The organism is Paraburkholderia sp. BR14320, from assembly GCF_040948665.1.
In the GTDB taxonomy this organism is placed as follows: Bacteria; Pseudomonadota; Gammaproteobacteria; order Burkholderiales; family Burkholderiaceae; genus Paraburkholderia; species Paraburkholderia youngii.
The window spans coordinates 159,700-174,031 of record NZ_JBFPKG010000005.1 but is presented as its reverse complement, the minus strand read 5'-3'; the positions used below and the strand labels follow the sequence as shown (position 1 = coordinate 174,031).

6 protein-coding genes are annotated in these 14,332 nt (G+C 60.3%); 5 read left to right on the top strand and 1 reads right to left on the bottom strand.

Going from position 1 to position 14,332, the window contains the following annotated elements; translation table 11 throughout:
• Window positions 1-2: 2 nt before the first annotated feature.
• Complete coding sequence (locus AB3X89_RS07655) at window positions 3-1,406, bottom strand: replication initiation protein (RefSeq protein WP_368582692.1); 1,404 nt, start codon at window positions 1,404-1,406, stop codon at window positions 3-5.
• 1,044 nt (window positions 1,407-2,450) lie between these two features.
• Between AB3X89_RS07655 and AB3X89_RS07650 the strand changes: the two genes are divergently transcribed.
• From AB3X89_RS07650 to AB3X89_RS07630, 5 genes are all read left to right on the top strand, one after another.
• Window positions 2,451-3,662 (top strand): ParA family protein, encoded by a 1,212-nt coding sequence (locus AB3X89_RS07650; RefSeq protein WP_176378527.1) that lies wholly within the window; start codon window positions 2,451-2,453, stop codon window positions 3,660-3,662.
• The gene (locus tag AB3X89_RS07645; protein ID WP_368582618.1) at window positions 3,659-4,633 is read left to right on the top strand and encodes a ParB/RepB/Spo0J family partition protein; all 975 of its coding nucleotides are present in this window, start codon (window positions 3,659-3,661) and stop codon (window positions 4,631-4,633) included. The genes AB3X89_RS07650 and AB3X89_RS07645 overlap by 4 nt, the downstream gene beginning before the upstream one ends.
• 4,134 nt (window positions 4,634-8,767) lie before the next feature.
• Window positions 8,768-9,742, top strand: a complete 975-nt coding sequence (locus AB3X89_RS07640; protein ID WP_368582617.1) for an efflux RND transporter periplasmic adaptor subunit — start codon at window positions 8,768-8,770, stop codon at window positions 9,740-9,742.
• Window positions 9,739-12,798 (top strand): efflux RND transporter permease subunit, encoded by a 3,060-nt coding sequence (locus AB3X89_RS07635; RefSeq protein WP_368582616.1) that lies wholly within the window; start codon window positions 9,739-9,741, stop codon window positions 12,796-12,798. The genes AB3X89_RS07640 and AB3X89_RS07635 overlap by 4 nt, the downstream gene beginning before the upstream one ends.
• Window positions 12,795-14,297 (top strand): efflux transporter outer membrane subunit, encoded by a 1,503-nt coding sequence (locus tag AB3X89_RS07630; RefSeq protein ID WP_368582615.1) that lies wholly within the window; start codon window positions 12,795-12,797, stop codon window positions 14,295-14,297. Before AB3X89_RS07635 ends, AB3X89_RS07630 begins: the two co-directional genes overlap by 4 nt.
• Window positions 14,298-14,332 lie beyond the last annotated feature (35 nt).

The following is a 14,332-nucleotide window of genomic DNA, read 5'->3' as shown; positions in this document are numbered from 1 at the left end:
CTTCACGCGGCCGCGCGCGCCGCATTCATCCGGCCGAACACGAACTGCCCCAGATACCAGACCAGCTCCGTATTCGCGAGGATCGCATCTTCGGTGACCGTCGACGGTTCGAGCTTCATCCTGCGCAGCATCAGCTTGCCTTCGCGCGAGGTTGTCCAGGCATGCATCAGTTCCTTGCGCGTCTTCGGATCGGCGGCGTTGAAATGATCGCGGCCCCTGCGCGAATCCTCGTTCATGCGCGCGCGCACTTCTTCTTCACGCGTCGCGATGCTGGTCGCCAGGGTCTTTCTCGTTTCGGTCTTGGCCGCCTGTTCCTGCGCTTCGTCGGCGAGCAGTTTGGCTTGCACGTCGACCATCGTTCGCTCGGCGTCGGAGATCTTCCAGTTGTCGCGTAGCGCGCGCATCAGATAGCCCGCGGGACTCTTCTTGACCTGGCCGCGCTTGATTCTGAAGCGCGTGTATTCGACGGCCTGCTGAATACGCTCGTCGGTCCACAGTTCGCGGTTCTCCGAAATCTCGCTGAACTGCTTGGTCGACAGCCCGAATTCGTCGGTAAGAATCTTGTAGAGATGGCTCGCGTCGGCGAGGCTCGCGAGTACCGCGTCGGCTGTGTCCTTGCGCTTGAGGAGGAAGCGGATGCGGTCGATTTTCTTCGACGTCGTGGATGCAGTGCGCGTCTCGTAAGACATCTCGACGTCCGACACTTCGTTGATCTCGCGCACCGCCGGCTCGAGCCAATCGCGCTTGAAGTATTTGAAGATGGCGGCGTTCGCGCCCATTTTGCCGGGCCAGTTACGCATTTCCTCGAGCTGGATCCAGTCGGTGCGTCCTGCGGGCACGTTGGGCAAAACCTTGTCGTAGATAGCGCGCGCGAGACTGCGCGTGAACGCGGTGGAAATGCGCAAGCTCAGCCAGTGCGATTTCTGCGGATCGCGGATATGCGGCACGAGCCGTGGATGGACGTCGAAACGCATACGTCCGCGATGAAAGCCGACCATACCGATCAGTTGGACCTGCACCCACAGGTCGTCTTCACTGGGATCGCGGTCCGCAGGCGTATTCGTTACGCGGACTTTCGCGTTCTGAGCTTCGTCGGCGATCGTGCGCAAATGCTTCAGGTTGCGGCTGTCGTAACGCATCAGCCACTTGAAGTAGTTGAGTTCGACGTCGTACTGATCGCGTTGCTCGGGCTCCTGCGCGACGATGAAGTAAGCGGCATCGAGAAACCGCCGCGCCGGCAGTCCCATGTTGACGATCTCGGTGAAGAAATCGTTGCGCTGATAACCGATCTCGCGATTGGCCTCGTTGATGCGCAATCCTTGATCGAACATGTCTTCGAACAGCGCGAGCGCCATCTGGCGTGATGTCGCTTTCGACTTGCCCTCTTCCGGATTGTCCGCAGCCATCTTCTTCATCCACTTTTTAGCTCCCGGGGACTGTAAGCATGCAGTGGTGAGCTGTCAACACACAGAACCTCACCATCAGAACGGCCGAGGCGGCGGCCGCTTCGTCGTTCATTCCGCGATCTGGCACACAGAACCTCACCATCTACACAAGGAACCTCACCTTGCCAGACGGCTTTCGCACGGCGAAGCCTTATGGGACGGCCCATCCGAGCTTCATTTCCTGCAGATGCACAACCCACCTCACCTTCCAGATTCGACGCACAGGCAAACACATGGAACCGCACCTTGGCGGGGAATTGGTCTCACCTTGCTGCACAACCAACCGCACCTCTCAGCACAGCGAACCTCACCTTCGACACAACGTACCTCACCTTTTGGAACCTAAGTAGCTGAATGAATTGAATATCGTCTGGCTGCGTGGGTTTGTCGGTTTGTTCTCGGTTTAAAAAAACGTACCGACTTGGGTCACACAGTAAGTTGACGTGAAGATTGCGCAATGCAGCATGGTGAGGTTGATTGTGCGATGCCTGGAGCTGATGAACGGCTGCGTAGCGAAGGTGAGGTTGGTTGTGCTCCCACGGTGACCAGCAAGGATTGGTGACACTGGGGCCCGCGCTGGACCGCCTGCCGCCGGCGGAAATCAACGGCGGTAGGTGAGGTTGATTGTGCATTTGCGCTCCAAGCGGCCGGAGCGGTCGCCGGAAGGGGCGAAAACGCGATTATGGTGAGGTCCGTTGTGCTGGAGATCGCCGGATCGCACGTCGTAGAAGTGAGGAAGTGCACAAATGACCTCACCTTCCTTCGTGACAGGGCCAGCGTAACCGGCACACTCGCCTAAAACTTAGGCATTTGGTGAGGTCATTTGTGCACTCACATAGGCGGGGTTTCGGGACTCGTTTCGTTTCCACGACAGTTCCGCCACCGAAAACGCTGTGAAAATATAGAAATTTTCAGAAAATCCGCATTAAAACAGTAATTTAAAAAGCTATTTTCAAGTATTTCCTGTATTCTGAGGTTTCTGGAATTTTATGGATAAACCTCAGAATGGTCAGAACGAGCCAACTTCCTGCCGTAGACCGAACCGTTCACTTTGAGCAGATCAGTGAGTTCGCAGAAAAGGTCACCATTTTCACTAATGAGCTGCGTGACACGATTCTGGCTCCACGTCCTCGAAAAACGGCTCCCGTCTTCAAGACCGGCGAGATTGCCGAGATGTGCAACATCTCTCACTCGCAGGTTCAGTATCTCGCGACAAAAGGCGACGGAGAACTGCCTTCGGGCACGGCAGCCGGCACGGGCCGCACCCGGACCTTCACGCTAGAAGAAGCGCGGATTTGGGTGCAAAAGATTTCCGACATTTACCAGACTCCACTGGTCACTCGTCTGAAGGAACCGGACGGGAAGATCATTATCACCGCGCAGCTCAAAGGTGGTTCCGCCAAGACGACTACGACGATGTGCCTTGCCCAAGGGCTGTCGCTACGGGGACGCAAAGTGCTGGTGGTCGATCTCGATCCGCAGGCATCACTCTCGGAACTGTGCGGACTGTACGCGGAAAAAGACGTGTCGCCTGAGGATACGGTGTTGCCGTATGTCTACGACCAAGACATCGAGGGCGGCCTCGAGGGACGGATTCAGTCGACGTACTGGGATGGCATCGACGTGATTCCTGCGCATACGGAATTGATCGGTGCAGAGTTCCATCTGCCGGCGATGCAAAAGATTCGGCCAGGTTTTCGTTTCTGGACCGTGCTTCGTCAAGGGCTCGAGCCGCTGCGCAAGAAGTACGACTACATTCTGATGGATACGTCGCCGTCTCTGTCGTACCTCAATCTGAACGCGCTGATGGCTGCGGACGCCATGGTGATGCCGATGGTGCCGGAAAACCTGGACTTCATCAGCTCACTCTCGTTCTGGCGACTCTTCTCTGACGTGTCCAAAAGCTTCATCAAATTCGAGAAGGAAAAGAAATACGACTTTGTATCGCTGGTGTTATCGCGGGTCGATTATGGGCGGAACTCGTCGGCGCCGATCGTGCGTGCGTGGGCGCAAAGCGCATACGAAAACTGGCTGCATTCGATCGAGGTGCCGGCGAGTTCGGTAATGAGCACAGGGGCGTTGGCATTCTCTACCGTCTTCGACATCAGCAGCAATCACAGCGCGGCCAAGTCGCTGCAACGCGTGCGGCAGCCTCTCGTCGATTACTGTCGTTGGATCGACGAGATCTATTCGGAAAAATGGAGGAACGCGCAATGAGCAATATGCGAGAACAGTTGCTGGCCAAGACGTCCGGCATTCGCAAAACTTCGTCGATCAACGAAGACGAGGTTAAGCGCAGCAACCGCACGCAAACGGCGCCCGGCCTTGCCGGCGCGCTGGCCGTTGCGCAGCTTCGCGTGCAGGAATTGGAATCGACCGGAGTCGCATCGCAACTGCCGGTTGCGGGGATCTTGCCGAACCCGTGGCAGCCGCGCCGCGTGTTCAACGAAGCAAAGTTGGCCGAGCTTGCGGAGTCGATCCGGGAAGTTGGGTTGATGCAGCCGATCGTCGTCCGGCGTGTCGCCGACGACTATCAGATAGTCGCTGGTGAACGGCGCTGGCGTGCGCACAAGATGCTGGGGCATGACACGATCAAGGCAGTCGTCGCGGATTGCTCCGACTCGGATATGGCCGTCCTGGCGATGGTCGAGAACATCAGCCGCGACGACCTTGCTGACTATGAGATCGGCGTTGCGATCCGTCGATCGGAAGCGGAGTTTCCGAATCGCAAGCGACTGGCGGAAGCGATGGGATTGTCGAGGGCGGGTCTGTACCAGTTCTTGTCGTTCGATAATTTGCCGGACTTCATCAAAAAAGATCTCGATATTCAACCGCGACTATTGGGCGGAACTGCGGCGCAAGCAATCGGGGCGGCTATCAAAAAGCACGGCGAGGATGGGGTTAAAGCGGCTCGCGAAATTTGGCCGCTGTTGGTGAGAGGCGAAATGGATCAAGGCAAGGTCGCGGCGGCAATCACTGCGTTGGCGACGCGGCAGACGACGTCGGCTGGTACCGGCGGACGCAGCATCGAGAAGTTTTTTGCAGGACGAGAGCACGCCGGAAGCATCACGAAGGATGTCAGCAACTTCACGATCAAGATCAAGACCGGGGTGATTACCGAGGCGCAAGAAGTTCAGATACGACAGTTGATCGGACAGATGTTCCAATCGCAGCCGAAAACGAGCTGATTCGATGTTTGGTTTTTTAGTGTAGAGAGAGGCCCGCCAAGTGCGGGCTTTTTTTCGGCCAGCCAAATTGGTTTGGGCTGAGAGAGTGTCTAGAGTCTAGACAGTCTCAGTAGATGCCCTCAGGGTTCGTCGCAGTGTCTAGACTCTAGACACTCTTTCCGGCGAAAGCCAACGTCGATAGAAGAGTCCCCTGTCGTGCGGACGCAGATTCTTTGCGTCTTGTCCGGTTCGCGGGGAGATCGCGTAGCAGTAGGTTCGCCGGACCAATTTGCAGGTGCAGGACATAATCGAGACCGCCCCCCCGCTCGGAATTTGTGAGGCAGTCTGTGAACTGGCTTCCGCCAACTCGCCGACCGGTCATATCGTCGAGGGCGCCGCCGAGCGTGTTCGATGATCACATGACGGCAGAAATGGCGGGCCGTTTACTGTCCTTTGAGACGGAATGTCCCCAGGCAGGCCATCGCCGGTCATTCTCGACCCTCGCCACGTTCGGGTTATTCGTCCTCGTACCTCGGCGCGGCACTCGACGGCCGACTCTCGCAATGAGAAAAATCGTTGCTCCTGACGTCGAGGCGTCCCGCACCAAATGGATGTCAGGTGAAAAATCGCGGGAAGGGTTGACGATGATTTTCCATCAAGCCCTGAGTTCATGACGGCGCTGTCGGGTGCAGCAGTTTAGTGAATATCGTCAACGTCATTCACGGCTGCTCCAACTCAGGAAGTACCTGAGGCCAGATGGGCGCGGTGCGCATGCCTATGCTCATTGACCATACGGTCAGCGGTTTTCTGCCAGAAATCCGTCCCATACGATTACCGGCGGAAACCGGATCGACGGAACGACGCGCGCGGGAAGGCCTTGAATTTGGCTTGTCTCAGCGAACACACCACATACGTAAAGGTGTGGCGGGAGCCCGCCATTAGGCGAGTGTCGCGTTAAGCGATGCCGACCTTGATAGCGCGATCCCTCTCGACCGATCCAGACCAGGCCCATCGCAAGCGGTGCATCCTTGCTTTCGAGAGTCGCAAGCATGCCTTCGAATCACATCCCGTTGCACGGTGCAGATCCGACCTCTGGGCCGGCAGCCAGAAAGTGAAGAAGGAACCCCTGCCGACCGCTGCCCATTTGGCGGTACGTGTGTCGACCCCCCTCCGTGGTCAGCAAGAAAATACTCTCGGTTAGTTGGCCACGCTCGAAAGGTCGTCCGGTCGACTTGCCCGCATCATGAGATGCGCGGGTCCTCGTATTCGAAGGCATGCATCGTGACCGCTGCAATCATCGCTTGGGCAACTCGCGAGTCATGAACTTCCACCTGCTCGCTACTGGATGAGTTTGCACTTGACCATCTGGTCAGCGCGACATCAACATCGATACTCCCGCCGCATCGGCAATCTACGCGCGGGGCGATCATTGCCAGGGGAGGGGAGGGCCAAACGCGCGAATCACCGCCGACAATGCGTCGTCGTCCGGCTCGCTCTCGTTGCATCAATTAGCGAGACGATCGTCCACCGCTTGATCCGCAACGCGAGCCACTGCCAATCGCCGAGCGCGTCGCAAGGGGGAGCTTCGGCTATACAGTAGTCGGCCATCGGCAGTTTTCCGAACTAAATATCGAAAAACCAGCGGGTATTAGCCGATCCGAGCGCGAACCCACGATTCTTCGGTTGATCTCGCTAACCGCAGCCGCGTGAAACATTGAGAAATGTCTCTTGGATCTCGTAACCATTTGTTTTTAAAGACCTTTTTCACTTGTCCGACGCATTGTTTCACGCGGATCAGCCAAATTGGTGCACGATACCCCGGCACACCCATCACGAGAGGAGCCCACGCAGGATTGCGCAAACACGCTCCAGCGATACGTAGCATTTAATACGTAATTTGTAGCGAATTATTTTAAAGGACGGACGTGGCTGCAAAGCCTACGCTGTCGCGAAAAACACCTGGCCCCTCCGCCGTCACGTCTCCATTTCAGCCTCCTCGCAAACCAGCCCGCGCCGATCGATCTGCCCGATATCCTGATTCGAAATCCGTCGGATCTCGAAGATCGCCTCCGCGTCTCCCGCACGCTGTCCCGGCAACAATCACATTCTCCGATAGCGCGCCCGCGAGATGCGCGCTGCGATAAGAGACGACCCCATCATCGGAATCTTCGAGCGGCCCGCTTTCGCGCCGAGGTTGACCGCCCAGCGAGACAGCCGTTGCTCGCGAACCGAGTGCCTTGATGGGGGGCGCCATAAACATGGCGCGCTCGCGTTTCGGCATCGGCGTGAAGTTCAGCAGCCGATTGAGCGCTCGTCATCACGAGCGACGTCGGAGCCTTCGGGCACGTATTTATCCTCGAACGTTGCCCAAAGCGCGTCGCCGGAAGCCGGCACCCGCAGCCGTGCGTGAATTGCCGCCCATGCTGTGAGCGATCAGACCATCACCATGCGACGCGGGCGCCGTGCGGTCCGGATCGAACTACGCGAGCGTCTGTTGCGTGGCGTGCCGCATGCGCACGAGGTTGACCAGCATCGGCACGTTGGTCGGGTAGTAGCCCTGCCACACCTGAAAATATTGGCGAAGCACTTCATCGCCCGGAATATCGTTGTCGACATTGATCTATGCCTCCGGGCCCGTCGCGAGGGCCATGCAACATCAGAATGATCCGTCGACTGCGATCGAACAGTTGCTTATGCGCGGCGCATCGATACCGCGTGCGTCTAAACAGCGTGCGCAACGTTGGCACGGCTTGGCCATCTCACTCGACACTGGCTTCGCGATACGGATCTTAGACGGACAGCACGACATCACATGAGGCAAGCAGTTGCCCGAGCTTGCCCCGGCTGAACCGGATCAACGTGATAACGGTTGTGGACGGCATCTCACTGAAATAGCGCGACGCCCAACTCGTCAGTCCCGCGGCCCGTGACGACACGCCGGTGTCAGCGCCGCATTGCTGCTCCCATCGCCATCGGTATCGCCACTCGCATCGGCATCGTCTTCGACTGGCCGCCGCAATTTCACCCCCGCAACGATCGCGACGCCCAAGTCATCGCGCCGATAAATGTTAAGTATCCCGGCGAACGACAGCCGGGCCATCTGCAACGACAGTTCAACGAGGCTCGACAATCGCCAGTCGGTATTGATTCCGCCGACGGCCGATATCGCATCGATGCAATCCAGCGGCTCGCGTTGGCAGGTGCAATCGCGAACCGCGCAACGTTGAGCGCCTCGGGCGAACGGCCATACGCGCATTCGCCGATGCGCGTATGGCCGCCGCCACTGCGAGGCTTTCATTCGAGCACTGCCGCAACACGCGACGCACCTAATGGCATTGAGCGGTCCGAATGGCAGAAACGAACGGCTGGACTCTACCGCCCAGCAAATCACTGGTACAACCCATGCCGTCCGCCATGATGCGCATTGGCTTCAATGAGAAAGACCCCCCGATTCAACAATCACGGCTGTTTCATCGGCGAAAGCATTCCCTGATATCTATAGCAGTCTTTCCCATCGCCCTTCATCACTAGTACGACAGCATAGCCATGCTTATCTTTCGTCAACGGACGTCGAAGAAACCATGGAATAAATCCGTATGCCCGCAGTAAGTCGCGAATCGATTGACGGCTGGCGCATTGATCGGCCATGATGCCTCTCACGAACTGTGAAAGGGGACAATGGCGCACGCATGACACGGGCGGACCACCAGTTCCTTAGCCTTTCTTCGGCGTGGCGAAGCAGATTGGCATTTAGGCAACATGCCCGACAAACGAAGCCTGAATGACGACACAACGTTGCCGGTCCGACCGACGCGATGCCACCGGTCATCGAGTCTGACCTGGCCGTGGAAATCGCAGCGAAAATGCACTGATCGGTCCACTGCTATGGACCCCTATGAATTCATGAGCAACCCGTAGAGCACCGTATTCGCCGGTCCGCGAACAAGGTTGCCGCAGGGTGTACGACATGGGTTGCGCCAGCAGTCAGCCGAGGACGTCATGACCGCAAACCGTTCCGATGCACCGCGGCCTCACCGATCAGCCAGCGTCGCACTGACCGGCGTATTGTCGTGCGTGTTGGCCAGTGCGCTCGTCATTTCACTGTCGGGCTGCCAACGGCCAACCGAAACACCGAGCGGCGATACGAGGCCAGCCGTGCAGCTCACCAGGGTCGAACCGGCCGACGCGTCCGCCATTCGCATCTTTACCGGGCGGGTCGAGCAGACCAGCATCTCGCCGCTCGCCTTCGAAGTATCGGGCCGCGTCGTGCAGATCGCGGTGCTCGAAGGTGCATCCGTGAAACGCGGGCAGCTGATCGCGCGTATCGATGAAGAACCCTACAAGCTGCAACTGCAACGCGCGAACGCGCAGTATCAGCAGCTGAGCGACAACCTGAAGCGCCAGGCGGTGCTGCGCAAGGACGGAATTCTGTCACAGGCTGCTTATGAGCAGCTGTCGGCTGCCACGGACGCCGCACGCGCGGCACGCGACATGGCGAGCCGCGACCTGCGCAATACCCGGCTAGTCGCGCCATTCGACGGCCGGATCGCTCGCCGCAACATCGAGATTCAGCAGGTCGTGCAGGCTGGCGCACCCGCGTTCAATCTGGAAAACATCGGCCGTGTCGATGTCGGCGTCGATCTGCCTCAGAGCATTGCCGAACGTCTATTCGTCGACAAGACGCTGCGAGCCGAAGCGTGGCTGCCCGAGCGGCCGCAGAACCGCTTCCCGCTAGTGTTCCGCGAACGGACCACGCAGACCTCGCCGACTTCGGCGGCCTACCGGCTCGTGTTCTCGATCGAAGGACCGCAAAGCGCCATGCTGTTACCCGGCATGGCGTTGCGGGTACAGATTTCCGACACGGCCCGGCAAGTCGCGCAAAACGACAATCAAGGCTACTTCGCGATTCCGATCGCGGCGGTGTCGATCGGCGCGGACGGTCAGCGCAGTCTGTGGCGCTACGATGCGGCGTCCGGCCGTGTGCATGCGGTGCCGGTCAGCGTACGCGAAATTCGCAATGACGATGCGGTCGTCGCGGGTGCGGTGGCGGAAGGCGACCGCGTGGTGGCGGGCGGCTCGCAGTTCATGAAAGAGGGAATGGCGGTCCGTCCAATGGATGCTCCTCGATGAACCTCGCGCGCCCCCTGATCGAAAAGCCGCTGATCGCATGGGTCCTGACGCTGATCTCGCTGTTTGGCGGCCTGTTTGCGTACTACAACATCGGGCGGCTCGAAGACCCGAAGTTCACGATCAAGACTTCGGTCGTGGTGACGCTGTATCCGGGCGCGAGTGCGCACGAGGTCGAGCAGGAGGTGACGGACCGGCTCGAAAGCGCGATCCAGCAGATGCCGCAGGTCGAGAAGCTGACCTCGCGTTCGATGCCGGGCTACTCCGAAATCCGCGTCCAGATTCGCGACCAGTACACGTCGGCGCAATTGCCGCAAGTGTGGGACGAATTGCGCAATTCCGTGTCGGATGCACAGGTACGGCTGCCGCCCGGTGCGGGCCCGACACTCGTGCTCGACCGTTTCGGCGACGTCTACGGCATGTTCTACGCGCTGACTGGCGAGGGCTACACGCAGGCGCAACTGTATGCGTACGCGCGTGAACTGCGCCGCCAACTGCTGACGCTCGACGACGTGTCCGACATCGTGATCGCTGGTCAGCAGCAGGAGCAGGTCTCGGTCGACGTCGACCAGTCGCAACTGATCGCCAACAATCTGTCCACCGACGATCTCGCGCAGACACTGTTCCTGCAAAACGAGGTTCGGCCCGCGGGCCGCGAACGCGTCGGCGATCTGTCGTTGCGGATTGCGCCGACCGGCTCGCTCGACTCGCTGCAGGCCATCCGATCGCTGCCTGTCAACAATACGCCCGGCCCGCTTCTGCTCGGCGACATCGCTCGCGTGAGCCATGGCTACGCGACGATTCCGAACCAGGTCATTCACTACAACGCTCAGCCCGCGATCACGATCGGTATCAGCGCGCGACCGCGCGTCAACGTCGTGAGGGTCGGCGAGCGGATCAAGGCGAAGCTCGCCGAACTCGAGCGCGACCGCCCGATCGGCATCAAGCTGTACTCGCTTTACGATCAGCCGCGGGTCGTCGATGAGAGCGTGCGCGGTTTCATCTTCGACGTGTTCCTGTCCGTGTCGATCGTCGGTGTCGCGCTCGGCATCGGGCTTGGCTGGCGTGCGGGTGTGGTGCTCGGCGTCGAGCTGTTCCTGTCGATTCTCGGCACGCTGCTCGTCATGTACGCGGCGGGGATCGAGCTGCAGCGCATTTCCCTGGGCGCGCTGATCATCGTGATGGGCATGCTGACCGATAACAGCATCGTGGTGGTCGAGGGCATGCTCGTGAGGGTGCAACGAGGCAAGTCGCATCTCGAGGCGGCGACCGAAATTCTCAAACAAAGCCAATGGATTCTGCTCGCGTCGACCATCGTGGGGATTCTGGCTTTTTCGGGCATCGGCCTGTCGCCGGATGCGGTCGGCGAATTCTGCGCGTCCCTGTTCGCCGTCGCTGCGATTTCGCTGCTGTTTAGCTGGGTGATCGCCATCGCGCTGACGCCGCTGTTCGGCACATATCTTTTCAAGCCCGCGGACATCATCGATGAAGATCCGTTCAAGGCAAAGCTGTACAAGCGTTACGGCGAGTTGTTGTCATGGGTCACCCGACGGCGCGTGCTCGTGGTCATCGGCCTCGTCGCGCTGACGGTACTTGCCGGCTGGGCGTTCCGTTTCGTCGAGCAGAGTTTCTTCCCCGCGTCGACCACGCCGATCTTCTATGTCGATATGCGTTTGCCGCGCGGCGCCGACATTCGCGCGGTCGTCGAAAAGAGTCGCGAAGTCGAGAAGGTGCTGCTCGAGCATGCGGATGTCAGCAACGTGCAGACCTATATCGGCTCGGGCGCGACGCGCTTCTTCCTCGTCTACGATCCGGAGACGCGCGATCCGTCGTATGCGCAGTTCATCGTCGGTGCGAAGGACCAGCGCCTGATCGACGTGATGCTTCCGGACATCGAAGCGGATCTGAAGAAGCGCTTCCCCGAACAGCACTGGACTGTGACACGGCCTAATTTCGGCCCGGGCGGAGGCGCGGCGATTCAGGCGCGCTTCTCCGGTCCCGATCCAGCCGTGCTGCGTCGCTTGTCGCAGGAAGCGCAGAACGTGCTGAAGGGCGACGGCCGCATCATCGCGATCCGGGACGACTGGGAAAATCCGATCAGCATCGTGCGGCCGGAATTCGACGAGTCGCGCGCGCGCTCGCTTGGTGTGACGCGCCGGCAGGTCACCGACACGATGGCCTATGCAACCGAGGGCCTGCGCGCGGGCATCTATCGCGAAGGCGATCAGTTGCTGCCGATCGTGCTTCGCTCGCCCGACTACACGCGCGGCGTCGCGGGCCTGCAGGACCTGCAGGTGTTCAGCGCCGGTCTGCGCCGTTACGTGCCGCTCGGCGACGTGGTCAACGGCTTTACGGTTGGGACCGAGGAAGGTCAGATCGCGCGCGAGGACCGGATTCGCACGATCACGGTATCGGCGAACCCCATCTACGGACAGAACAGTGTCGACGCCTTCAATCGCATACGCCCGGGCATCGAGAACATCAAGCTGCCTTCGAGCTACCGCTTCGAATGGGGCGGTGAGCACGAATCGTCGACGCGCGCGCAGCAGAGCCTGTTCCGGCAACTGCCGCTCGGCTTCATCGCGATGGCGCTGCTGGTGCTGATGATGTTCGGACGCCTGAAGCCCGCGCTCGTCGTGCTGCTCGTCGTGCCGATGTCGATCTGCGGCGTGACGATCGGTCTGCTGCTGTTCCGCGGCGCGTTCGGCTTCATGGCGTTGCTCGGTCTATTGAGCCTGATCGGCATGCTGATCAAGAACGGCGTCGTGCTCGTCGAAGAGATGGATGCGCAGGTCGCCGCCGGCGTGCCGCGCATGCAGGCGGTGACCCACGGTGCGATGAGCCGCTTGCGTCCGGTGATGCTGTCGGCCGGCACGACGGCGCTCGGCATGGCGCCCCTGCTGTGGGACCCGTTCTTCAAGGACATGGCGATCACGATCATGTCGGGCCTTGCTTTCGCCACCGTACTGACGATGGTCGCCGTGCCGGCGCTGTACTCGATGCTGTTCTCGATCAAGCAGGCGGAATGGGAGCCGGGCCGACACCCGGAAGCAAAATGATCCGCGCGCGCCACTTTCTTCTCACCATCGCGGCGCTGCTGCTCGAAGCAGGTTGTGCGGGTTCATTGCAACTGCAAAAGCCCGCCGCGTTTCCGCCGCAGTATTCGGAGGCGCAACAGGGCGCGGCCACCCCGATGTCCGCGCAGGATCTCGCGGCGTGGTGGACCCAGTACGACGATCCGACGCTGAACAAACTGATCGAAGTCGCGCTCGCGCACAACTTCGACATCGCCACCGCTTACGCACGCGTCGATCAGGTGCAGGCCGGAATCCGGCTGGCTCGCTCGCAACTGCTGCCGTCGGTCGGTGCGGGCGTGAGCGGCGCAAAGTTTCACGGCGGCGAGACGCAACTCGAGTTCGCGCAGTTCCTCGGCATCACCAATACCGATGCGCAGTTCTGGCGAGTCGGTCTGCAGGCGCAATGGGAGATCGATCTGTTCGGCCAGGGACGCTCGCGGCTCTCGGCGGCACGTGAGCAGGTACGCGCGGCCGCGGGCGATGCGGAAGCGGTGCGCCTGAGCGTAGTGTCGGGTGTCGCGGATCTGTACGTCACGTATCGCGGGCTGCTGCGTCAGCGCACGATCCTGCTGCAAAGCCGCGCGATCGCGGACGACTTCGTCGACATCGCCGAAAAGAGCTTTACCGCGGGCCTCGTGATGAGTACGGACATCGAAGCGGCGCGCGCTGGCCGTGCGCAGGTCGATGCGCGTTTGCAGGACGTGGAGAACGGCATCGCTCAGGCGCGGCTGAATTTGCAGAATCTGTGCGGCGTGCAGCCAGCGGACTTCGCCGGAATCCTCGATGAAAGCGACACGCTGATGACCGCACTGCCGCATATCGAGCCCGGCCAACCCGTCGACCTGCTGATGCGGCGCCCGGATCTGATCGCGGCGCAGGCCCGCGTGAATGCGGCGGTCAGACAGTCGGATGTCGCGCGGCTCAACTACTGGCCGACCCTATCGCTAAGCGGCATGCTCGCGCGCAATGGTTGGGAGTTCGCGGGTCAAAACCTCGGGGCCAGCACGTTCTGGCTGTTCGGCGCGGCGATGGCGATGCCGCTGATCGACTTTGGCGCGCGGCGCTCGCAGGTCGAGTCGTCGGATGCGCAGGCGCAACAGGCGATGTTCAATTACGAAAAGACCGCGCTCGGCGCGTTCTATGACGTCGACCGTGCGCTGGCGCGTTTGAACCGGCAGGACGAGTTGTTCAACGCGCGCAATGAAGAAGTCGCGCGACGTACCACGCAGCTGAACCAGGTGCGACGTCGCTACGAGCTCGGCGATACCGGCCGCGTCGATATCGATCAGGTGCGGGTTGCGCTGCTCGAAAGCCAGTCGTCGCAGGCGAGGGAAGAGGTCGGCAAACTGCAGGCACAGTTCGCGCTGTTCAGGGCGATGGGGGGCGGGTGGTTGGCCAATCCGCCCGTGGCTGCGAATCCACAAGCGCCGACGGGACCCGCGCCCGCCGCCGGGAACGCACCGGCGCCGGCTTCACAGTAAGCGAAGGATCGAGTAAAAGCCGTTGGCTTCAGTCG